The 23,088-nt window shown below is 64.1% G+C and carries 19 protein-coding genes; 16 read left to right on the top strand and 3 right to left on the bottom strand.

The annotated features are described in order from the left end of the window. Positions 1-21: 21 nt before the first annotated feature. Together ACPJXG_RS27960 and ACPJXG_RS27955 are read left to right on the top strand one after the other, a co-directional pair. The gene (locus ACPJXG_RS27960) at positions 22-1,533 is read left to right on the top strand and encodes a polyamine aminopropyltransferase (protein ID WP_219310064.1); all 1,512 of its coding nucleotides are present in this window, start codon (positions 22-24) and stop codon (positions 1,531-1,533) included. Next, complete coding sequence (locus ACPJXG_RS27955) at positions 1,533-3,164, top strand: NAD(P)-binding protein (protein ID WP_425252938.1); 1,632 nt, start codon at positions 1,533-1,535, stop codon at positions 3,162-3,164. The genes ACPJXG_RS27960 and ACPJXG_RS27955 overlap by 1 nt, the downstream gene beginning before the upstream one ends. A gap of 68 nt (positions 3,165-3,232) precedes the next feature. Here ACPJXG_RS27955 and mmsB read toward each other — a convergent pair whose 3' ends face one another. From mmsB to chvE, 3 genes are all read right to left on the bottom strand, one after another. Beyond that, positions 3,233-4,444: a multiple monosaccharide ABC transporter permease gene (gene mmsB / locus ACPJXG_RS27950; RefSeq protein ID WP_425252937.1), complete on the bottom strand. Its 1,212-nt coding sequence runs from the start codon at positions 4,442-4,444 to the stop codon at positions 3,233-3,235. Then, positions 4,434-5,975, bottom strand: coding sequence for a multiple monosaccharide ABC transporter ATP-binding protein (mmsA, locus tag ACPJXG_RS27945; protein ID WP_425252936.1), 1,542 nt, complete (start codon positions 5,973-5,975; stop codon positions 4,434-4,436). The genes mmsB and mmsA overlap by 11 nt, the downstream gene beginning before the upstream one ends. Before the next feature lie 113 nt (positions 5,976-6,088). Then, positions 6,089-7,111 (bottom strand): multiple monosaccharide ABC transporter substrate-binding protein, encoded by a 1,023-nt coding sequence (gene chvE / locus ACPJXG_RS27940; protein WP_223278970.1) that lies wholly within the window; start codon positions 7,109-7,111, stop codon positions 6,089-6,091. 429 nt (positions 7,112-7,540) lie between these two features. On the opposite strand from chvE, the gene ACPJXG_RS27935 reads away from it, so the two are divergent. From ACPJXG_RS27935 to ACPJXG_RS27870, 14 genes are all read left to right on the top strand, one after another. Beyond that, positions 7,541-8,701, top strand: a complete 1,161-nt coding sequence (locus ACPJXG_RS27935) for a fumarylacetoacetate hydrolase family protein (RefSeq protein WP_425252935.1) — start codon at positions 7,541-7,543, stop codon at positions 8,699-8,701. A 27-nt stretch (positions 8,702-8,728) separates the two neighbouring features. Beyond that, positions 8,729-9,496 (top strand): SDR family NAD(P)-dependent oxidoreductase, encoded by a 768-nt coding sequence (locus tag ACPJXG_RS27930; RefSeq protein WP_425252934.1) that lies wholly within the window; start codon positions 8,729-8,731, stop codon positions 9,494-9,496. Then, the gene (locus tag ACPJXG_RS27925) at positions 9,493-11,280 is read left to right on the top strand and encodes an IlvD/Edd family dehydratase (protein WP_425252933.1); all 1,788 of its coding nucleotides are present in this window, start codon (positions 9,493-9,495) and stop codon (positions 11,278-11,280) included. The genes ACPJXG_RS27930 and ACPJXG_RS27925 overlap by 4 nt, the downstream gene beginning before the upstream one ends. Positions 11,281-11,432: 152 nt before the next feature. Continuing rightward, on the top strand, positions 11,433-12,407 hold the full coding sequence (gene xylF / locus ACPJXG_RS27920) for a D-xylose ABC transporter substrate-binding protein (protein ID WP_099377905.1): 975 nt from the start codon (positions 11,433-11,435) through the stop codon (positions 12,405-12,407). 188 nt (positions 12,408-12,595) lie between these two features. Continuing rightward, a complete protein-coding gene (gene xylG, locus ACPJXG_RS27915; protein WP_425252932.1) occupies positions 12,596-14,167 on the top strand; it encodes a D-xylose ABC transporter ATP-binding protein in 1,572 nt (523 codons plus the stop codon). After that, positions 14,164-15,306, top strand: coding sequence for a sugar ABC transporter permease (locus tag ACPJXG_RS27910; protein WP_035823500.1), 1,143 nt, complete (start codon positions 14,164-14,166; stop codon positions 15,304-15,306). Before xylG ends, ACPJXG_RS27910 begins: the two co-directional genes overlap by 4 nt. A gap of 32 nt (positions 15,307-15,338) precedes the next feature. Next, complete coding sequence (locus ACPJXG_RS27905; protein ID WP_278317435.1) at positions 15,339-16,538, top strand: XylR family transcriptional regulator; 1,200 nt, start codon at positions 15,339-15,341, stop codon at positions 16,536-16,538. Continuing rightward, entirely contained in the window at positions 16,535-17,308 is a 774-nt protein-coding gene (locus ACPJXG_RS27900; protein WP_425252931.1) for a hypothetical protein, read from the top strand. Before ACPJXG_RS27905 ends, ACPJXG_RS27900 begins: the two co-directional genes overlap by 4 nt. An 84-nt stretch (positions 17,309-17,392) precedes the next feature. Continuing rightward, on the top strand, positions 17,393-18,406 hold the full coding sequence (locus ACPJXG_RS27895; protein ID WP_425252930.1) for a 2-dehydro-3-deoxygalactonokinase: 1,014 nt from the start codon (positions 17,393-17,395) through the stop codon (positions 18,404-18,406). Further along, on the top strand, positions 18,403-20,133 hold the full coding sequence (gene araD, locus ACPJXG_RS27890; protein ID WP_425252929.1) for an L-arabinonate dehydratase: 1,731 nt from the start codon (positions 18,403-18,405) through the stop codon (positions 20,131-20,133). Before ACPJXG_RS27895 ends, araD begins: the two co-directional genes overlap by 4 nt. A gap of 15 nt (positions 20,134-20,148) precedes the next feature. Further along, positions 20,149-21,045 (top strand): SMP-30/gluconolactonase/LRE family protein, encoded by an 897-nt coding sequence (locus tag ACPJXG_RS27885; protein ID WP_425252928.1) that lies wholly within the window; start codon positions 20,149-20,151, stop codon positions 21,043-21,045. 13 nt (positions 21,046-21,058) lie between these two features. Next, a complete protein-coding gene (locus ACPJXG_RS27880; RefSeq protein WP_425252927.1) occupies positions 21,059-21,712 on the top strand; it encodes a bifunctional 2-keto-4-hydroxyglutarate aldolase/2-keto-3-deoxy-6-phosphogluconate aldolase in 654 nt (217 codons plus the stop codon). Positions 21,713-21,778: 66 nt separating this feature from the next. Continuing rightward, positions 21,779-22,201 (top strand): CoA-binding protein, encoded by a 423-nt coding sequence (locus ACPJXG_RS27875; RefSeq protein ID WP_425252926.1) that lies wholly within the window; start codon positions 21,779-21,781, stop codon positions 22,199-22,201. Further along, complete coding sequence (locus ACPJXG_RS27870; protein WP_425252925.1) at positions 22,198-23,040, top strand: PPK2 family polyphosphate kinase; 843 nt, start codon at positions 22,198-22,200, stop codon at positions 23,038-23,040. The genes ACPJXG_RS27875 and ACPJXG_RS27870 overlap by 4 nt, the downstream gene beginning before the upstream one ends. The last annotated feature ends 48 nt before the right edge of the window (positions 23,041-23,088 follow it).

Below are 23,088 nucleotides of genomic sequence, written 5' to 3'. Positions count from 1 at the left end.
TATTAGAACAAAAAAAGTCCAATGAACAAAAAGATTCTGATTTTGTCCGTCTTCGTGGTCGCTTCCTGCGGCCTCGCCTATGAGCTGATCGCCGGCGCCATGTCCAGCTACCTGCTCGGCGACTCCATCCTGCAGTTTTCCACCATCATTGGCTGCTACCTGTTTGCGATGGGTGTGGGCGCTCACTTTTCCAAGTATGTCAAGGATGACGACGTGCTGTCGCGCTTCGTCGACATCGAACTGGCCGTGGGCTTGATCGGCGGCCTGTCGGCCGCCATCCTGTTCATGACCTTTTCGTGGATGGCCGCGCCATTTCGCACCTTATTGTATGTGATGGTGTTCCTGATCGGCGCACTGGTCGGCATGGAAGTACCGCTGGTGATGCGCGCCCTGAACACGCGCCAGACGGAATTTAGTGAACTTGTCAGCCGCGTGCTCACCTTCGATTACCTGGGCGCGCTGGCCGTCTCCCTGCTGTTCCCGCTGGTGCTGTCGCCGTATCTGGGCCTGGTGCGCACGGGCTTCCTGTTCGGCATGCTCAACGTGGGCGTGGGCCTGTGGAGCATTTATGTGTTCCGCGCCGAGCTGAAAAATCTCACCGGGCGTCTGCTGCGCGCCTGCGCCGTGATGCTGCTGCTGATCGCCGGCTTTGCCATGTCGGACCGCATGGTGGCCTGGGGAGAACACGGCCTGTTCGGCGACCAGATCGTGTATTCCACCACCACGCCCTACCAGCGCCTGGTGATCACGCGCTGGAAGGACGATACGCGGCTGTACATCAACGGCAACCTGCAGTTTTCCTCGCGCGACGAATACCGCTACCACGAGGCGCTGGTGCACCCCGTGCTCGAGGCCTTGCCGTGGGCGCGCCGCGTGCTGGTGCTGGGCGGCGGCGATGGCCTGGCCCTGCGCGAAATCCTCCGTTATCCACAGATCGAACACGTCACCGTGGTCGACCTCGATCCGGCCATGACGGCCGCGTTTACCACGCGTCCGGAACTGGCCAAGCTGAATAACAACTCGTTCTCGGACAAGCGCGTCACCGTCGTCAATGCCGATGCCGCCGTCTGGCTGCGCAATAACGGCGACATGTTCGACGCGGCCATCGTCGATTTCCCCGACCCGTCCAGCTTCGCGCTGGGCAAACTGTATTCGGTGCCGTTCTACGACCTGGTGAAAAAGCACCTGGCCGCCAAGGGCCTGATGGTGGTGCAATCGACGTCGCCGTTTTTTGCCCCGCACGCCTACTGGACCATCAATTCGACCCTGCGTGAAGTGGGCATGCGCACCTGGCCCTATCACGCCTACGTGCCCTCGTTCGGCGAATGGGGTTTTATCCTCGCCTCGCCCCAGCTCGACTACACACCGCCGACGACCTACCGCCTGCCGATGCGCTACCTGAATGCGGACACCACGCGCGAAATGTTCATCTTCCCGCCCGACATGCAGCCGCTGCCGATGGCGCCAAATCGCCTGAATACCCAGTCGCTCGTGCATGAATTCGAGCAAGACTGGAACCGGGTGATCCGCTGATGCAGCGCCGCTCCTTCATGCTGTGGGCTGCCGGCGGCACGGCGGCGGCCGCCGCTGGCATCGGCAGCATCGCCGCCTACCTGCGCTGGCAGGAAATCACGCCGAAGGTGCTGTACCCGGGCCGCAGCGAGGGACACTATTTGCGCAAGCTGCTGCGCGAGCGCACGGCGCTGCCGGCGCCCTCGGCAACCATCACCACGGACGTGGCCATCCTCGGCTCCGGCATCGCCGGCCTGACGGCCGCCTGGCGCCTGAATAAACTGGGGCACAAGGATTTCCTGATGGTCGATGGCCCGCAGCCATATGGCAACGCGGCGGGCGGCCACTTCGGCGACCTGGCCTATCCCACGGGCGGTCATTATTTACCGCTGCCTTCGCCCGAATCGACGCATGTGCGAGAGATATTGTTCGACCTGGGGATTATCCAGCGCGATCCGCAGGCGGAAAAACCGTACTACGACGAGCGCTACATCCTGCACGCGCCGGAAGAGCGATTGCTGTTCAACGGCCACTGGCAGGAGGGCTTCATTCCCACCGAAGGCGTGCCGCCTGCGGAACTGGCGCAGCACGAGCGCTTCTTTGCGCAGGTGGCGCAACTGCGCCAGACGCATGGCAACGACGGCAAGCGCGTCTTCGTTTTTCCTACCGTGGAATCGTCGCAAGACCCGGCCTGGCAGGCGCTCGACACCATCACGTTAAAACAGTGGATGGAGCGCGAGGGCTATACCTCGCCCACCCTGCACTGGTATTTGAACTACTGCTGCCGCGATGACTACGGCACGCGCTACGACCAGGTGTCGGCCTGGGCCGGCTTGCATTACTATTGCAGCCGCTGGGGTCAGGCGGCGAATGCGGGCAATGGCGCCTGGCTGACCTGGCCGGGCGGCATGCAGCCGGTCGCCACGGCCATGGAGCAGGCTTCGGGCGTCAAACGTCATGCGGGCACGGTGGTTTCCGTGCAGACGACGGACCAGGGCGTCGAAGCGCTGTGCCTGGAACTGGTCGACGGCCAGCCGCGCACCTACCTGGTCAAGGCGCGCAAGGCCATCTGCGCCATGCCGCTGTATGTAGCGGCCCGCGTAGTGAAGAATATCGCCGGCTATGGCTTTGACGCGAAGCGCGATACGCCCGCGTATGCGCCATGGATGGTGGCCAATTTTTTACTGAAACGCTTTCCCGACGAACTGCCCCATGCGCCGCTATGCTGGGACAACGTCGTGTACCAGGAACCGGGCCTCGGCTATGTCGTCTCCACGCACCAGGACATCCGCGTGCTTCCGCCCGAGAAAACCGTTTTCAGCGCCTACGTGGCCCTGTCCGACCGCACGCCGCAGGAGGCCCGCAAATGGTTAGACGTGGCCACGCCTGAAGAATTGCTGGCGCTGGCCAGTGTCGACCTGAAAACGGCGTATGGACGCGATTTCGCCAGCTGCGTCGAACGGGTCGACATCACCGTGCGCGGCCACGCCATGGCCGCGCCTTTGCCCGGATTTCGCAGCAATGCGGGCTTGAAGGCGCTGCGCGAGCACGATGGCGCGATTCTGTTTGCGCATGCGGATTTGTCGGGCTTTTCCGTGTTTGAGGAGGCGGCGTGGTGGGGGGATCGCGCTGCGCGGCTGGCGATCACATAAATGAAAAAGGCCGGCGCAAGCGCCGGCCAGAGCCCCCTAAGGCTCGAACCTGTGCTTCCTTGTTCTTCTCATTTATTTTTATTAATGACGTCGATGAACACGGCGGCCAGCAGCACCAGGCCCTTGATCACCTGCTGGTAGTCGATGCCGATACCCATGATGGACATGCCGTTGTTCATCACGCCCATGATGAAGGCGCCGATGACGGCTCCCATCACCTTGCCCACGCCGCCCGACGCCGAGGCGCCGCCGATGAAGCAAGCGGCGATCACGTCCAGCTCGAAACCCGTACCGGCCTTCGGTGTGGCCGTGTTCAGGCGCGCCGCGAAGATCAGACCGGCCAGCGCGGCCAGCATGCCCATGTTGACGAAGGTGTAGAAGCTGACCCGTTCCGTCTTGATGCCGGACAGTCGCGCCGCCTTCTCGTTGCCGCCCACGGCATACACGCGCCGGCCCAGCACGGTGCGGTTGGTAATGAAGGTGTAGGCGACGATGAGCAGCGACATCACGGCCAGCACGTTGGGAAAACCGCGGTAGGACGCCAGCAGGTAGCTGAAATACACCATCACGGCGGCGAAGATGGCGTTTTTCAGCAGGAAGAAGGCGGGCGGCTCGTTTTCCATGCCGTGTTTCAGTTGCTTGGCGCGGCTGCGCAGCGAGGTGATGATCAGCGCCGCGGCGGCGATCACGCCCAGCAGCAGCGACAGCCCGCGCAGGTTTTCGCCGCCGAACGGATCGGGCAAAAAGCCCGAGCTGAGCATCTGGAAGCCTTCCGGGAAGGGGCCGACCGACTGGCCAGCCAGCAGCGCCAGGGTCAGGCCCTTGAATACCAGCATGCCGGCCAGGGTGACGATGAAGGACGGGATTTTAAAGAAGGCGACAAAATAGCCTTGCGCGCCGCCGATGACGGCGCCGGCCAGCAGGCAGATGATGCTGGCGGCGACGAAATTCATGTTGTAGTTGACGATCAGGACGGCCGCCAGCGCGCCGACGAAGCCGACCACCGAGCCGACGGACAAATCGATATGGCCGGCCACGATGACCATCAGCATGCCCAGCGCCATGATGACGATGTAGCTGTTTTGCAGCACCAGGTTGGTCAGGTTCAGCGGCTGCATCAGGGTGCCGTCGGTCATGTACTGAAAAAAGCCCATGATGACGATCAGCGAGAGCAGCATGCCGTAGTCGCGCATATTGTTCTTCAAAAAGCCGGCATAGCTTTTCGCTTGCGGCGCGGCCGCTGGCGCTGCCGGCGCGCCTGCTGTCAATTTATTGTCCATTGTTTTCTCCGTGTGTAACGATCGCGCGCATGATTCGCTCCTGCGATGCTTCTGCCGCGCTCAGTTCCGCCGCAAAGCGGCCTTCGTTCATGACATAGATCCGGTCGCACATGCCCAGCAATTCCGGCATTTCCGAGGAAATCATGATGATGCATTTGCCTTCGGCGGCCAGCTCGCTGATGATGCTGTAGATCTCGTATTTGGCGCCCACGTCGATGCCGCGGCTCGGTTCATCGAGGATCAGCACGTCGGGGCGCGAAAACAGCCACTTCGCCAGCACCACTTTTTGCTGGTTGCCGCCGGACAGATTGACCACCTTCTGCGCCACGCTCGAGCAGCGGGTCTTGAGCTTGCGGCGGAAATCCTCGGCCACGCCGAATTCACGCTGCTCGTCGATCACCATGTGTTTGGAAATCGCGTCCAGGTTGGCCAGGCTGGTGTTCTTCTGGATGTCTTCCTCGAGGATCAGGCCCAGGCCCTTGCGGTCTTCCGTGACATACGCGAGGCCGTGGGCGATCGCCTTGCCGATGGTGCTGACGTCGATCTCCTGGCCATTCTTGAGTACCGTGCCGCTGATGCGCTGGCCGTAGGCGCGGCCGAAAATGCTCATCGCCAGTTCCGTGCGCCCGGAGCCCATCAAGCCGGCGATGCCGATGATCTCTCCCTTTTTTGCGTGCATATTGATGCCCTTGATGACGGGGCGGTCGGCATGCTCGGGATGGAAGACGCGCCAGTCGCGCACTTCGAAAATGGTTTCGCCGATGGTGGGCGTGCGCGGCGGATAGCGGTCCGCCATTTCGCGCCCGACCATTTTTTCAATGATGCGGTCTTCGCTGACGGGCTCCACGCGGCAGTCGAAACTGTCGACCGTGTTGCCGTCGCGCAGTACCGTGATGGCATCGGCGACTCTTGAAATTTCATTGAGTTTGTGCGAAATCAGGATCGAGGCGATGCCCTGCGCTTTCAGGCCCAGCAGCAGGTCGAGTAGGGCCGCGCTGTCGCTTTCGTTCAGGCTGGCCGTCGGCTCGTCGAGGATCAGCAGTTTGACGTCCTTGCACAGCGCCTTGGCGATCTCGATCAGCTGTTGCTTGCCCACGCCCAGGTTGGTGATCAGGGTGTCCGGGGACTCTTTCAGGCCCACTTTGTGCAGCAGTTCGCGCGTCTTCGTTTGCGCGTATTCCCAGTCGATGACGCCCATGCTGGACGGTTCGTTGCCGAGAAAGATATTCTCGGCGATCGACAGCTGGGGCACCAGCGCCAGTTCCTGGTGGATGATGATGATGCCGATTTCTTCGCTGTCCTTGATGCCGCGGAAGTGCCGCGTCTGGCCCAGGTAATCGATGTCGCCCGTATAGCTGCCATGGCCGTAGACGCCACTGAGCACTTTCATCAGGGTCGATTTGCCGGCGCCGTTTTCGCCCACGATGGCGTGGATCTCGCCGCTGCGTACCCGCAGGTTGACATTGTCGAGCGCAACGACGCCCGGGAATGTTTTGCGTATCCCGCGCATTTCCAGGATAGTGTTCGTCATATAACCTCTCTGGCACGGCCGCGCTGGTCGGCATCGGTCGTGCGGCAGTCTTGTTCTTGATCGTGCATGAAGCGAAAGGCCCGGCAGCGCCGGGCCTTCAGTACCGTCGATGCTTATTTCACTTGCGCTTCCGTGTAGTAGCCGCTGCCGGTGACGAGCACCTGCTTCCAGTTCGCCTTGTCGACGGTGACGGGTTTCAGCAGGTAGGATGGCACGACTTTTACGCCGTTGTTATAGGTCTTGGTATCGTTGACGGTCGGCGTTTTGCCGCTCATCATCGCGTCGACCATGTTGGCCGTGACCTTGGCCAGTTCGCGCGTGTCCTTGAACACGGTCGATGCCTGTTCGCCGCGGATGATCGATTTCACCGACGGGATTTCCGCATCCTGGCCCGTCACGACGGGGAACGGTTGTTTCGGCGTGCCGTAGCCGACGCCCTTGAGCGAGGACAGGATGCCGATGCTCAAGCCGTCATATGGCGACAGCACCGCGTCGACGCGCGCATTGCCGTAGTAGGCGCTGAGCAGGTTGTCCATGCGGGCTTGCGCCACGGCGCCATCCCAGCGCAGGGTGGCGACCTTTTCCATGCCCATCTGCTTCGAGCGCACCACCAGCTTGCCGCTGTCGATGTAGGGTTTGAGCACCGACAGCGCGCCGTTGTAGAAGAAGTGCGCATTGTTGTCGTCGGCCGAGCCGCCGAACAGTTCGATATTGAACGGGCCCTTGCCTTCCTTGAGTTTCAGCGCCGATTCGATATAGCCCGCCTGCAGTACGCCGACCTGGAAGTTGTCGAAGGTGGCGTAGTAATCGATGTTTTTCGTGCCGCGGATCAAACGGTCATACGAGATGACCTTGATACCCTTGTCGGCCGCTTTTTGCAGCACGTTCGACAAGGTGGTACCGTCGATGGCGGCGATCACCAGCACCTTGGCGCCTTTGGTGATCATGTTTTCCACCTGCGCCAGCTGGTTCGGGATGTCGTCGTCGGCAAACTGCAAGTCCGTCTTGTAGCCGCGCTCCTTGAATACCTTGACCATGTTGTCGCCGTCGGCGATCCAGCGCATGGACGACTTGGTTGGCATCGAGATGCCGATCGCGCCCTTGTCGGCGGCGCTTGCCACGGGCATTACCGCCATGCCGGAGATGGCCAGCGCCAGGCTCGCGGTCAGCATTTTCATTGTTGTTTTCATTTCAGGTCTCCACCGTCTTCGATAGTTGAATGTGCCAGGGCCGTCGTCCAGTGGGCGGGCTCCGTGCGAATGGCCGATTGCAGGCCACGGCTGATACTAGTTTGTCCATCCATCCCTCACCAATCACTTTTTTCGCATTGGCGATATCCAAAACGGTATCGATAAGCCAATTGATGCAATGCGCCATGGCCTGCCTTTTCGCCTGCGCACAGGGCGGAAATGGAGGGCGGGTGGCGGCTTTTTATGGTGCGCTGCAATACCAATAATCATCATTCAATTTGGTGATTTTCGTAATTGCGGCGACACAGGGCGGCGCGCAGAATCGGTCCGGACTTGAAGACCCGCCATCCCGTCATGACCTTTTGAAAGCTAGCCATGCAGCCGATTTCTCCCGCCTCCCTGTTGCCCGCCGACCTGGCGCAGGCCGTCCTCATCGGCCGCATCTGGCGTGACGGCCCGTGCGTCGTCGCCGTGCGCGGCGGCGAGGTGGTCGACATCACGCAGACGGTGGCGACGGTGGCCGAACTGTTCGAGCGCAGCGATGCGCTCGATATCGCCCGCCATGCGCCCGGCATTGCGCTCGGCTCCGTGCAAACGCTGCTGGAGCAGGCGCTGGCCGCGCCGGCCGGCCAGCCGCTGCTGCTGGCGCCGTGCGACCTGCAGGCCGTCAAGGCCTGCGGCGTGACTTTCGCCGTCAGCCTGCTCGAACGGGTGATCGAGGAACAGGCGGGCGGCGACGCGGCGCGCGCGGCGAGCTTGCGCACCGCCCTGCAAATGACTCTGGGCGGCGACTTGTCTGCATTGAAACCGGGCTCGGCTGCGGCGCAGCGCCTGAAACAGCAACTGCAGCAGCGCGGCGCCTGGTCGCAATACATGGAAGTGGGCATCGGCCCCGATGCGGAAGTGTTTACCAAGGCGCAGCCGATGTCGTCGGTCGGCTGCGGCGCGCAGGTGGGCTTGCTGCCATCGTCCGCCTGGAACAACCCGGAGCCCGAGATCGTCCTGGCCGTCAACAGCCGCGGCGAGGTGCTGGGGGCGACCCTGGGCAACGACGTCAACCTGCGCGATATCGAAGGGCGCAGCGCCCTGTTGCTGGGCAAGGCCAAGGATAACAACGGTTCCTGCGCCATCGGCCCCTTCATCCGCCTGTTCGACGAGCACTTCACGCTCGACACCGTGCGCCAGGCGGAAGTGTCGCTGCTGATCGAAGGCGCGGACGACGGCTTTGTGCTCGAAGGCGCCAGCTTCATGCGCGAAATCAGCCGCGACCCGCTCGACCTGGTGCGCCAGACGGCAGGCCAGTACCACCAGTATCCGGACGGCTTCATGCTGTTCCTGGGCACCATGTTCTCGCCCGTGAAGGACCGCGGCGCGCAGGGCGGCGGCTTTACGCACCACCTGGGCGACCGGGTGACGATTGCCAGCGCTGCACTGGGCGCGCTGGTCAACGAAGTGCAGCGCTGCGATGCGATTGCCCCCTGGACGTTCGGCGTGCGCGCGCTGTACCAGAACCTGGCGCAACGCGGTTTGCTTTGATCCGATTATTTTAAAAAGAGAGACACCATGCAGCATGCAATTTATTCCAGTCTGGCAGGCAAGCGCGTCGTCATCACGGGCGGCGGCACCGGCATCGGCGTGGCGATCGTCGAGGCGTTCGCGCGCCAGGGCGCCCACGTCACCTTTCTCGACATCGCCCGCGAGGCGTCGCTGGCGCTGCAGGAAAAGCTGGCGCACCTGCCGCAGCCGCCCATTTTCCGCTATTGCGACCTGACGGATCTGGGCGCCCTGGCCGCCACCTTCGCCGAGATCGCACACAGCGCGGGGGCCACGGATATCCTCATCAACAACGCGGCCAATGACGACCGCCACGAACTGCAGGACGTCACGCCCGCCTACTGGGATGAGCGCATGGCCGTCAACCTGCGCCACCAGTATTTCTGCGCCCAGGCAGTGGCGCCCGCCATGCGCGCCAAGGGCAGCGGCGTGATCCTCAACCTGGGCTCGATTTCCTGGCATCTGGCGCAAGCGCGCCTGTCGATCTACATGACGGCCAAAGCCGGCATCGAGGGCCTGACGCGCGGCCTGGCGCGCGACCTGGGCGTCGACGGCATCCGCGTCAACTGCATCATTCCTGGCGCCGTGCGCACGCCGCGCCAGGAAAAGCTGTGGCATACGCCGGAAGCGGAAGCCGTGATCCTGCAGGGCCAATGCCTGCAGCTGCGCGTGGAGCCGGAAGACGTGGCCGCGCTGGCGCTGTTCCTCGCGTCGGACAACGCCGCCAAGTGCGCGGGACGCGAATACTACGTCGACGCAGGCTGGTACGGCGCATGAGCACCTCGGATAAACACCCGGCGCGGCGCTTCCGCTCGCAGGACTGGTTCGACAATCCTGACCACATCGACATGACGGCGCTGTACCTGGAGCGCTTCATGAACTACGGCATCACGGCCGAGGAGCTGCGTTCGGGCCGGCCCATCATCGGCATTGCGCAAAGCGGCAGCGACATCAGTCCCTGCAACCGCATCCATCTGGAACTGGCCCAGCGCGTGCGCGACGGCATCCGCGATGCGGGCGGCATCCCGATGGAATTCCCGCTGCACCCGATTTTTGAAAACTGCCGCCGTCCCACGGCCGCGCTGGACCGCAACCTGGCGTATCTGGGCCTGGTGGAAATCCTGCATGGCTACCCGATCGACGCCGTGGTGCTGACGACGGGCTGCGACAAGACGACGCCGGCCCAACTGATGGCTGCCGCCACGGTGGATATTCCCGCCATCGTGCTGTCGGGTGGTCCCATGCTCGACGGCTGGATGGACGGCGAACTGGTCGGTTCCGGCGCCGCCATCTGGAAAGGCCGCCGCCAGCTGTCCGCCGGCTTGATCGACAGCGACAAATTCCTGCAGATCGCGGCCGCCTCGGCGCCGTCGGCCGGCCACTGCAACACCATGGGCACGGCATCGACCATGAATGCGCTGGCGGAAGCCTTGGGCATGTCGCTGACGGGCTGTTCGGCCATCCCCGCGCCATACCGCGAACGGGGCCAGATCGCCTATGCAACGGGGCGCCGCATCGTCGCCATGGCGCATGAGGACGTGCGCCCGTCGAGCATTCTCACGCGCGAGGCGTTCCTGGACACGATCATCGTCAACGCGGCCATCGGCGGCTCGACCAACGCGCAGCCGCACCTGATGGCCATGGCGCGCCATGCGGGCGTGGAATTGCACTCGAGCGACTGGATGGAACACGGCTACGACGTGCCGCTGCTGTTGAACATGCAGCCGGCCGGAAAATACCTGGGTGAGCGCTTCCACCGCGCCGGCGGCGTGCCGGCCGTGATGTGGGAGTTGCAGCAGGCGGGCTTGCTGCACGCGGACCGGTTGACGGTGACGGGCCAGACGATGGCGGCGAACCTGGCGGGCCGTGAAAGCGCGGACCGCGAGATGATCCGCCCGTTTACGGCGCCGCTGAAGGAAAAGGCCGGTTTCATGGCCTTGCAGGGCAACCTGTTCGATTTTGCCATCATGAAGACCAGCGTGATCTCGCCCGCTTTCCGCGAGCGCTACCTGTCGCGCCCCGGCAGCGAGGGCGTGTTCGAGGCGCGCGCCATCGTCTTTGACGGTTCAAGCGACTATCACGCGCGCATCAATGACCCGGCCCTGCAAATTGATGACAGCTGCATGCTGGTCATGCGCGGCGCCGGTCCCGTGGGCTGGCCCGGTTCGGCCGAAGTGGTCAACATGCAGCCGCCCGATGCCTTGCTCAAGGCGGGCATTTTGAACCTGCCGACCCTGGGTGACGGGCGCCAGTCGGGCACCTCGGACAGCCCGTCGATCCTGAACGCGTCGCCGGAAAGCGCCGTGGGCGGCGGCCTGGCGCTGCTGCGCACGGGCGACATCATCCGCGTGGACTTGAACGGGGGCCAGTGCGACATGCTGGTCGATGCCATTGAGCTGGCGCGCCGCGCCAAAGAGCTGCCGCCGCCCGTCAACGACAGCGCCACGCCATGGCAGGAGCTCTACCGCGCCAGCGTGGGCCAGCTGGAAACGGGCGCCTGCATGGAGCTGGCGCTGAAATACCGCGCCGTGGGCCAGACCCTGCCACGCCATAACCATTAGCAGGCAGGTCGGGGTAGGTCGGCTTAGCGCTCCGCGCGTAAGCCGACACCACCACAGACATAAAATTTTTCAGCAGTACCCGTAGTGAAAAAACGTTGTTAATAAAATCCACAAGGAGACACACAATGAACAAGATCATCAGTGCAGCCATCATGACCGCCATGCTGGCATTGAGCAGCAGCGCCGCCCTGGCTGACGCCAAAAACCCGAAAATCGGCTTTTCCATCGACGACCTGCGCGTGGAACGCTGGACGCGCGACCGCGATTTCTTCATCGCCGCCGCCGAGAAGCAGGGCGCCAAGGTCTTCGTGCAATCGGCCGACGCCAGCGAGCAGCGCCAGATTTCGCAAATCGAAAACCTGATCTCGCGCGGCGTGGACGTGCTGGTGATCGTGCCATTCAACGCCACTGTCCTCAACAACACCGTCAAGGAAGCGAAAAAGGCCGGCATCAAGGTGCTGTCGTATGACCGCCTGATCCTGAACGCCGATATCGACGCGTACATCTCGTTCGACAACGAGAAAGTGGGCGAGATGCAGGCCGAAGGCGTGACCAAGCTGCAGCCGAAGGGCAATTACTATTTGCTGGGCGGCTCGCCGACCGACAACAACGCCAAGATGCTGCGCGAAGGCCAGATGAAGGTACTCAAACCGTTCATCGACAAGGGCGACATCAAGATCGTCGGCCAGCAGTGGGTGAAGGACTGGAGTGCCACCGAAGCGCTGTCCATCGTGGAAAACGCGCTGACGGCCAACGGCAACAAGATCGACGCCATCGTCGCCTCGAACGACGGCACGGCCGGCGGCGCCATCCAGGCCCTGGCCGCGCAAAAACTGGCCGGCAAGGTGCCGGTCTCGGGCCAGGACGCCGATCTGGCGGCGGTGAAACGCGTCATCGCCGGCACGCAGTCGATGACGGTCTACAAACCGTTGAAAACCATCGCTGCCGAAGCGGCCAAGCTGGCCGTGCAACTGGCGCGCAATGAAAAGCCGGCCTACAACTCCAGCTATGACAACGGCCTGAAAAAGGTCAGCACGGTGCTGCTGAAGCCTACGCCGCTGACCAAGGCGAATGTGAACATTCTCGTTGATGACGGTTTCTATACCAAGGCGCAGCTGGGTAATTGATTACCCGCTTGATGTCGGTTCGCGTTGGCAGTAGGTCGGATTAGCGCAGCGTAATCCGACAATCGCCGGCTCCGGCAACGCCGGTGGCGGTGTCGGCTTACGCGCTGCGCGCTAAGCCGACCTACTCCTGCGATTGCCCGCATCGGCCGTCATCCGTCATTTTTTCCGTATCCGCAACGAGAGTGAGCATGTCCGACTATCTGCTTGAAATGAAAGGCATCGTCAAACAGTTTGGCGGTGTCCGCGCGCTTGACGGCATCGACCTGCAGGTGCGGGCCGGCGAGTGCATCGGCTTGTGCGGCGAGAATGGCGCCGGCAAGTCGACGCTGATGAAGGTGCTGTCCGGCGTGTACCCGCACGGCACCTGGGATGGCGAGATCCTGTGGGATGGCCAGCCCCTGCGCGCGCAATCGATCCGCGACACGGAAGACGCGGGCATCATCATCATCCACCAGGAACTGATGCTGGTGCCGCAGCTGTCCGTGGCCGAGAATATCTTCATGGGCCGCGAGCTGACCCTGCCAGGCGGGCGCATGCATTACGCGGCCATGTACAAGCGCGCCGACGAGCTGCTGCGCGAACTGAAAATTCCCGAACTGAACGTGGCGCAGCCCGTGATGAATTACGGCGGCGGCCACCAGCAGCTGGTGGAAATTGCCAAGGCGCTCAACAAGAATGCGCGCCTGCTGATCCTCGACGAGCCGTCGTCGTCGCTGACGGCGTCGGAAATCGCCGTGCTGCTCGATATCCTGCGCGCGTTGAAGGCCAAGGGCGTTACCTGCATCTACATTTCGCACAAGCTCGATGAAGTGGCGGCCATCTGCGACACCATCGTCGTCATCCGCGACGGCAAGCATATCGCCACCACGCCGATGGCGCAGATGAACGTCGAGCGCATCATCGCGCAGATGGTGGGCCGTGAAATGAGCCAGCTGTATCCGCAGCGCGCGCAGCCGGCACCTATCGGCGAAGTGCTGTTCGAGGCGCGCCACGTGACCTGCATCGACGCCGACAACCCGCAGCGCAAGCGGGTCGACGATGTGTCGTTCACCCTGCGCAAGGGCGAGATCCTCGGCATCGCCGGCCTGGTGGGGGCGGGGCGCACGGAGCTCGTCTCGGCCCTGTTCGGCGCCTACCAGGGGCCGTGCCAGGCCGAGGTGTGGCTCGATGGCCGCAAGATCGATACCCGCTCGCCGCAAAAGGCCATCGCCATGGGCCTGGCCATGGTGCCGGAAGACCGCAAGCACCACGGCATCGTGCCCGACCTCGACGTGGGGCAGAACATCACCCTGGCCGTGCTGGAGGAATTCGCGCGCGCCACGCGCATCGACGGCGAGGCGGAATTGACGGCCGTGCGCGGCGAGATCGCGAAGCTGGAACTGAAGGCGGCCAGCCCGTCGCTGTCCATCACGAGCCTGTCGGGTGGCAACCAGCAAAAGGCCGTGCTGGCCAAGATGCTGCTGACGCGCCCGCGCGTGCTGATCCTCGACGAACCCACGCGCGGCGTGGACGTGGGCGCCAAATATGAAATCTACAAACTGATGCTGGCGCTGGCCGACCGGGGCGTGGCCATCATCATGGTCTCGTCGGAACTGGCCGAAGTGCTGGGCGTGTCCGACCGCGTGCTGGTGATGGGCGAAGGCCGCCTGCGCGGCGACTTTATCAACGATGGCCTGAGCCAGGAAACCGTGCTGGCGGCGGCGCTGGACCAGCGCCCGGCGCCCGTCGCCAACACCGCAAACAAGGAAACCGCAGCATGAAACCGCACAGTATCAAACAGCTGTTCACCCAATACAAGATGCTGGCCCTGTTGATCGCCGTGGCGCTGATCTGGGCCTTCTTTTCGTGGAAGACGGAGGGCAGTTTCCTCACGCCGCGCAACCTGTCTAACCTGCTGCGCCAGATGTCCGTCACCGGCATCCTTGCCTGCGGCATGGTGCTGGTGATTATCGCCGGCGAGATCGACCTGTCGATCGGTTCCCTGCTGGGGCTACTCGGCGGCATCGCCGCCGTGCTCGACGTGACGCAGCACTGGCCGCTGGCGCTGAACCTGGCGGCCGTACTCGGCTGCGGCCTGGTGATCGGTTTGCTCAATGGCTACCTGACGGCGTACCGCGGCATCCCGTCCTTCATCGTGGGCCTGGGCGGCATGCTGGCGTATCGCGGCATCCTGCTGGGCATCACGGGCGGCATCACGATCGCGCCCGTTTCCGAGCCGATGGTCTACCTGGGGCAGGGCTACCTGCCGGCAGTGCCCGGCATCGTGCTGGGCATCGGCCTGTTCCTGCTGGCCGCCTTTTTGACGTGGCGCGCGCGCGCCAGCCGCGCCCAGCATGGCTTGCCGCAGACGGCGTCCTGGGCCGACGGCTTGCGCCTGGCCGTCATCGGCGCCGTGCTGTATGCCTTCGTGCAAACCCTGAACGGCTATGAAGGCATCCCGCTGCCTGTGCTGTTGCTGCTGGCCTTGCTGGGACTGTTCAGCTACATCACGAGCCAGACCGTGTTCGGCCGCCGCATCTACGCCGTCGGCAGCAATATGGAAGCGACGCGCCTGTCCGGCATCAACGTGAAAGCCGTCAAGCTGTGGATCTTCGGCATCATGGGCCTGATGTGCGCGCTGGCTGGCCTGATCAACACGGGCCGCCTGGCGGCAGGCTCGCCATCGGCCGGCACCTTCAGCGAACTCGACGCCATCGCCGCCTGCTTCATCGGCGGCACCTCGATGCGCGGCGGCTCGGGCACCGTGTACGGCGCCCTGATCGGCGCGCTGGTCATGGCCAGCCTCGATAACGGCATGTCCATGCTGGACGTGGACACCTACTGGCAGATGATCGTGAAAGGCAGTATCCTCACTCTCGCCGTGTGGGTCGATGTCAGCACGCGAGCGGGGCGTAGATAGCCGTGAAACGATCTGGCACGGGAGGAGACACCATGAAGATGCCGACCGCGCACCGGATCGCGCTGCTGTTTAACGGGAATAAGATCTATGACCGCGACATCATCGCGGGCATCGCCGCCTACCTGAACACGACGCGCGTGTCGTGGGACCTGTTCCTGGAAGAGGATTTTCGCTGCCGCCTGCCCGGCATCGAACGCTGGCAGGGCGACGGCATCATCGCCGATTTCGACGATCCCGCCGTATGCGAAGCGCTGGCGCACAGCCGCCTGCCCGTGGTGGCCGTGGGCGGCTCGTATGCGCGCGCGGAGGATTACCCGGCCGGCATCCCGTACGTGGCGACCGACAATTTCAAGATCGTCAAGCTGGCCTATGAACACCTGGTGGAAGCGGGCCTGACGCGTTTCGCCTGTTTCAGCCTGCCCGAGGCGGACGTCAACCGCTGGGCGCAGGAGCGCGAAACGGCGTTTTGTACCCTGATGGAGCGCGACCACATGCACGCCGATGTGTACCGTGGCGTCGCCACCAGCGCGCCCTCGTGGGACGAAGCGGTGGAGCAGCAGATCGCCTGGCTCAACAGCCTGGAAAAACCCGTCGGCATCATCGCCGTCAGCGACGCGCGCGCGCGCCAGCTGCTGCAAGCGTGCATGCACGCGGGGATCGCCGTGCCGGAGCAAGTGGCCCTGATCGGCATCGACAACGATCCGCTGGCGCGCATGCTCACGCGCATTCCCTTGAGTTCCGTGATCCAGGGCACCGAGGAAATGGGCCGTACGGCCGCGCATCTGCTGCACCAGATGTTGAATGGCGCGCGCCTGTCCGGCACGCGCATCCTCGTGCCGCCGGCCGGCCTGAACGTGCTCGCGTCCACGCGCCACCAGCCTTTCCAGCATCCGCAGGTGATGCAGGCGCGCCATTTTATTCGCCAGTACGCCTGCCAGGGCATCAAGACGGAGCAGGTGGCCGATTACGTGGGCGTGTCGCGCTCTTCGCTCGAAGCGCACTTCCGCCACGAGCTGGGGCGCAGCGTGCACGATGAAATCCTGCATTTCAAGCTCGATGCGGCCAAGACCCTGCTGGCGCGCGGGCCGGGGCAGGTGGCCGAGGTGGCCGTGCGTTGCGGGTTTACCACGGTGCAGTACATGCATGCCGTCTTCAAGCGCGAACTCGGTTGCACGCCGCGCGAATTCCAGCAGCGCAGCCGGCCGCCGCCAGCTCCCGGGCAGGCGCCATGATGCATCTGCTGCACAATGCGCGCGGCATGCGCGTGGCCATCGATGCGCACGATGCCAGCGTGCGGGCCTGGTGGGCGCCCGACCGCTATGGCCGCCTGGCCGATGTGCTGGGCGCCGCGCCCCCTGCGGCGCGTGCATCCACGGGCTGGCGGTGCGCGCCGCCGGACGACGGCCACCTTTTGATGCACCTGGCGCATGACGGCCTGTCGGTGCGCCTGGCCTACCGGTTGGACGACGATGGCTGTTTGCACCTCGACTGCGCCGCCACGGCCGATACGCTTTCCCGTTTTGCGCTGGCCGCGCCCCTGTTCAATCTGCAGGGCGGCCGTGCCGCCGTGGGCGACCATGTGCTGCGCCTGGCCGCCGACCGTTACCGGCCTTGGCCCGACGGCCACTCTTGCAGCGCTCCGCTTGACGTGGCGGGCAGCGCGTTCGACTTCCGCCAGCCGGCGCCGCTCGCTACACGCCTGGCCTGGCCCGCGCTCGTGCACTTGCCGGGATTCCGGCATGACTTTTACTGGACGGGCAGCGGCCAGCTGCGCGAGGCGGCGCGGGTGGCCGACCCCGCTTCCGGCCGGGTCTTGCGTTTTTCCAGCACCCAGGACAGTTGCCATTTGTATTCCGATGCGCGCTGTTTTTCCCTGCTGGCACAGGGCGTGCAATTGCAGCCGGGACAGGTGATGCGCTTCAGCCTTGCCTACCGTTTGGGCGTGCAGGATATCGATGCGTTTGACATATCCGAACCGGTATCAATGATGTCAAATAAGTGATTGGTCAGATATGCGGGGCAGTTCTACCATGAGGTAGTTTTTCCCTCATTCATTTTTGTCCTGACCGACGCTGCGAACCTGTCCATGAACATACTCACCATCGATGCCGGCACCACCAATACGCGTACCTTGCTGTGGCGCGCAGGCGCCGTCGTCGCCCAGGCGCAGCTGGAAACGGGCGTGCGCAATACCGCCATCGATGGCCATAACGGCGCGCTGAAACAGGCGCTGCGCGACACCATCGCCAGCGTGCTGGCCAGCGCCGGCATCGCGCCGTCCGAGGTGGACCTGGCGCTGGCCTCGGGCATGATCACTTCGCCCATGGGCGTGCGGGAAGTGCCGCATCTGCCGGCGCCCGCCGGCCTGGCCCAGCTCGCGCAAGGCATGCAGGCGGTGGACTTGCCCGACGTGCTGGCGCAGCCCCTGTGGCTGATTCCCGGCGTGCGCAACCAGCATGGCGCCGTCGGCCTGCATAACGTCGAAGCGATGGACATGATGCGCGGCGAAGAGACGGAAGTCGTCGCGCTGCTCGAGCGCCTGCAGTTGCGCGGCGCGGCGACCCTGATCATGCCCGGTTCGCATACCAAACTGATCAGCGTGGACGAACAGCGCCGCATCCTCGGCTGCAGCACCACCATCGCGGGCGAATTGCTGCAGGCGATCACGCAGCACACCCTGATCAAGCAATCGGTCGATGGCGGTTTTGCCCAGACCCTGGTGCCGAAAATGCTGCTGGCCGGCGCGGCCGCGGCGCAAAAACCGGGGCTGGCGCGCGCCTGCTTCAGCGTGCGCACCCTGGGCCAGTTCAGCGCCATCGAATGCAATGAGCGGGCCAATTTCCTGATGGGCGCCGTCCTCAGCGGCGACTTGCTGGCGCTGCGCAACAGCACCGCCATTCAGATGCGGCCCGATAGCCCGCTCGTCATTACAGGTAAACCCATGCTGCGCCAGGCGCTCGGGCTGCTGATCGAAGAACACGGATTTTTTTATGGCAAGCGCATCATCGTCGACGACCAGCAGCAAGACTATCTGGCCGGTCACGGTGCGCTGCTGATCGCCGCCGCGCGCGGCTTGATTTCCCCGCAGGAGACAGTATGAGCAGCAACAAGAACAAGCGTCCCTTGCGTTCGCAAGCGTGGTTTGGCGGCGACGACAAGGACAGTTTTATTCACCGCAGCTGGATGAAGAACCAGGGTTATCCCAGCGACGCCTTCGATGGCCGTCCCGTCATCGGCATCTGCAATACCTGGTCCGAACTGACGCCCTGCAATGGCCATTTCCGCGACCTGGCCGAGATGGTCAAGCGCGGCGTGCTCGAAGCGGGCGGCTTCCCCGTCGAATTTCCCGTCATGTCGCTGGGCGAGACGAATCTGCGCCCGACGGCCATGCTGTTCCGTAACCTGGCCAGCATGGATGTCGAGGAATCGATACGCGCCAACCCGATCGACGGCGTGGTGCTGCTGACGGGCTGCGACAAGACCACCCCGGCTCTGCTGATGGGCGCGGCCAGCGTGGACTTGCCCACCATCGTGCTGTCGGGCGGCCCCATGCTGAACGGGAATTACCGGGGCAAGCCGATCGGTTCGGGCACCGACGTATGGAAATTTTCCGAAGACGTGCGGGCCGGACGCATGACGTCCGCCGAATTCAAGCAGGCCGAATCGTGCATGTCGCGTTCCGCCGGCCATTGCATGACCATGGGCACGGCTTCGACCATGGCCAGCATGGTCGAAGCGCTGGGCGTGACCCTGCCCGGCAATGCGGCCATTCCCGCCGTCGATGCGCGCCGCAAGCTGCAGGCGCAACTGACGGGCCGGCGCATCGTCGACATGGTGCATGAAGACCTGAAACTGTCGCAGATCCTCACGCGCGAAGCGTTTGAAAACGCCATCATGGTCAACGGCGCCATCGGCGGCTCGACCAATGCCGTGATCCACCTGCTGGCCATTGCCGGGCGCATCGGCGTGGACATGCGCCTGGGCGACTGGGACCGCCTGGGGCGCGACATTCCCTGCCTGCTGAACCTGATGCCGTCGGGCCAGTACCTGATGGAAGATTTTTACTATGCGGGCGGCCTGCCCGTGATCATCCGCGACCTGCTGGGCAAATTGCATGGCGAGGCGCTCACCGTCACGGGCGCCACCATGGCCGTCAACGTGGCCGAAGCGGAAAATTTCAATCCCGAGGTGATCACGCCGCTGGCGCAGCCTTTCAAGGACGAGGGCGGCATCGCCGTCCTGCATGGCAACCTGGCCCCGCGCGGCGCCGTCATCAAGCCTTCGGCCGCCTCGCCCGAGCTGATGCAGCACCGTGGCCGCGCCGTCGTCTTCAACAGCATCGAGCACTACAAAAAGCGCGTTGACGATCCCGCGCTCGATATCGACGCCAGCTGCGTGATGGTGCTGCAAAATTGCGGCCCGCAGGGCTATCCGGGCATGGCCGAAGTGGGCAATATGGGACTGCCGAAAAAACTGCTGGAGCAGGGCGTGCGCGACATGGTGCGCATCTCGGACGCGCGCATGAGCGGCACGGCCTACGGCACGGTGGTGCTGCACGTGGCGCCGGAAGCGGCCGTGGGCGGGCCGCTGGCGCTGGTGCGCGATGGCGACATGATTGAACTCGATGTGGCGGGACGCCGCTTGCACCTGGACGTCGACGATGCCGAGCTGGCGCGCCGGCGCGAAGAGTGGCGCGCACCGCCGCCGGCCATGAAGGGCGGCTACCAGTCCATGTACATCAAGCACGTGACGCAGGCCGACGAAGGCGCGGACCTCGATTTCCTCGTCGGTTGCCGCGGTTCGGCCGTTCCGCGCGAATCTCACTGAAAACAAGGAAAAAAGATGATGGGGACACAGGCGCAATTACTGGTCGATGCGCAAAATTTTCTCGGTGAGGGCGTGCGCTGGTGCGAACGCAGCGGCCGCGTTTTCTGGACGAATATCGAAGGCTGCCAGTTGCATGCGCTGGTGCTGGCCACGGGCGAGCGCCAGAGCTGGGCCATGCCCGAGCGCCTGGCATGCTTCGCGCTGACGGATAGCGACGAGGTGCTGTTGCTGGGACTGGCCTCCGGACTGGCCTGGTTTGACGCGCGTAGCGGGGCCGTCACGCGCTTGCACACGGTGGAGGGCGACTTGCCCATGACGCGCCTGAACGATGGCCGCTGCGACCGCCAGGGACGCTTTGTCTTCGGCACGCTCGATGAACGTCCGTGCCGCGACGCCATCGGCAGCTTTTACCGCCTCAACCTGGACTTGACTCTGGAGCGCTTGCCGCTGCCGCAGATCGCCATCTCGAACAGCATCTGCTTCAGCGTCGACGGCACGGCCATGTATTTCTGCGACTCGATGAAGCGGGCGATCTACCGCTGGGACGATTACCTGGGGGGCGACGTCAGCCGTGTGCGCGTGTTTGCCGTGCTCGATCCGGGACCGGGTGCCGCCGATGGCGCGATCATCGATGCGGATGACCACCTGTGGAGCGCGCAGTGGGGCGCCGGCAGGGTCTTGCGCTTCGCGCCGGACGGCAGCGTCGAGCGCAAGATCAGCCTGCCCGTCTCGCAGCCCAGCTGCGTGAGCCTGGGCGGCCCGCACTACGACGAATTGTTCGTCACGACGGCGCAGGAGAACTTGACCCCGGCCCAACTGGCGAGCGAACCGCTGGCTGGCGGATTGTTCCACGCGCGCCAGGTGGGCGTGCGCGGTTTGCCGGAAGTGCGCTTTGGCGCCCTGCCGGCCTGACAGGAGAAAGCATATGCAAAAACACACGGTTTTCAATGGCATCCTCGAACGGGGCATGGTCGGCATCGTGCGCGCCGATTCGCCCGATGCGGCGCTGCGGATCGCTGAGGCGTGCATCGCCGGCGGCATCACGGCGCTGGAAGTGGCGTTCACCACGCCCGATACCCTAGGCGTGCTGCGCACCCTGCGCGAACGCCACGGCCATGACGTGCTGCTGGGCGCGGGCACGGTGCTCGATACGGAGACGGCGCGCGCCGCCATCCTGGCCGGTGCCCAGTTCATCATTTCGCCCAGCGTCAACGTGGACACGATCGCGCTGTGCCAGCGCTACCAGGTGCTGTCCATGCCGGGCGCGATGACGCCGACGGAAATCGTCACGGCCCTGCAGGCGGGCGCCGACATCGTCAAGGTCTTCCCCGCCGAGATGTTCGGCCCCGCCTACATCAAGGCCTTGCGCGCGCCCTTGCCGCAAGCGCCATTGATGCCGACGGGCGGCGTGACGGTGGAGAATCTGCATGAATGGTTTGCCAGCGGCGCCGTGGCCGTGGGCATCGGCAGCAGCCTCAGTGGCCCGGGCGCCACGGGCGATTACGCGGCCGTGACGGCGCGCGCGCAGGCTTTCGTGGCGAAGATGGCGGCCGTGCGGACTTCTAGGTCTTCTGGATAGCTCCCTGCCCTGGATAATTCTGCTACGCTAGGCGGGCAATGTCGCACGCTTAACTACGACCAGAATATGCCCAACATCGCCCGCATCCTGCAAGACAGCCGCATCATCGCCATCGTCGGCATGTCCGACAAGCCCGAACGCGCCAGCCATGAAGTGGCCGACTACCTGCTGCGCCATGGCTACCGCGTGCTGCCCGTCAATCCGGCCCTGGCCGGGCGCGACGTGCTGGGCCAGCGCGCTTACGCCACCTTGACGCAGGCTGCCGCTGCGGTGGCACCGGCGCGCATCGACATCGTCGATTGCTTCCGCAAGTCAGAAGATATCCTGCCCATCGCAGAGGAAGCCATCGCCGTCAAGGCCGGCTGCCTGTGGCTGCAGCTCGACATCGTCAACGAGCAGGCGGCGCAGCTGGCACGGGCGGCGGGCCTCGACGTGGTGATGGATCATTGCACAAAAATTGAGCACCGCAAGCTGGCGGTGGCGGCATGAAGGCGCGCACGCAATTTCGCGCTGGCAAGGGCTTCGAGCTGAACGAGGAATTCGCCGGCAAGCGCTTGCTGGGCGCCGCCACCAAGGCGGCCAACAAGAAGCTGACGCCGGCCCAGTGCAAGGCCCTGGACCGCGAGGAAACCGTGGCGCTGACGGCGCAGATCGCCGAGTGCCAGAGCATGCTGTACGCGCAGCACAAAAAGAAGGTGCTGCTGGTCCTGCAGGGCATGGATACGTCGGGCAAGGATGGCACGGTCAAGGCCATCTTCAGCAACATCAACCCGATGGGCATCCGCGCCGTGGCGTTCAAGGGCCCGACCGATATCGAACTGGCGCACGATTACCTGTGGAGAGTGCACCAGCACGTGCCCGTGAAGGGCGAGATCGCCATCTTCAACCGCAGCCATTACGAGGATGTGCTGATCACGCGCGTGCAGGACATGATCGACAAGGCGGAATGCCAGCGCCGCTACGCGCAGATACGTGACTTCGAGCGCATGCTGAGCGAGACGGGCACCGTCATCCTGAAAATCTTCCTGCACATCTCGAAGGATGAACAAAGAGGACGGCTGCAGGAGCGGCTCGACGATCCCGACCGCCAGTGGAAGTTCGATCCCAACGATATCGCCCAGCGCAAGAAGTGGGATGGCTACCAGCGCGCCTATGCAACGGCGATCCGCGAGACCGATGCCGACCACGCGCCATGGTACGTGGTGCCATCGAACTCCAAGACGCAGCGCAACCTCGTGGTCGCGTCCCTGCTGCTGGAAACCCTGCAGGGCATGAAGCTGGAATACCCGGCGCCGGACCCGAAACTGTCGTCTTTCAAGGTCGAGTAAAGCTTAGGGCGGTTCAGCGCCGCGCCTGCGGAATCGGCCGCGCTGTGG

The sequence above is a fragment of the Janthinobacterium sp. NFX145 genome (genome assembly GCF_049810325.1).
GTDB lineage: Bacteria > Pseudomonadota > Gammaproteobacteria > Burkholderiales > Burkholderiaceae_D > Janthinobacterium > Janthinobacterium rivuli.
The sequence above is the reverse complement of the archived record's forward strand: the minus strand, read 5'-3'. Positions and strand labels throughout refer to the sequence as shown.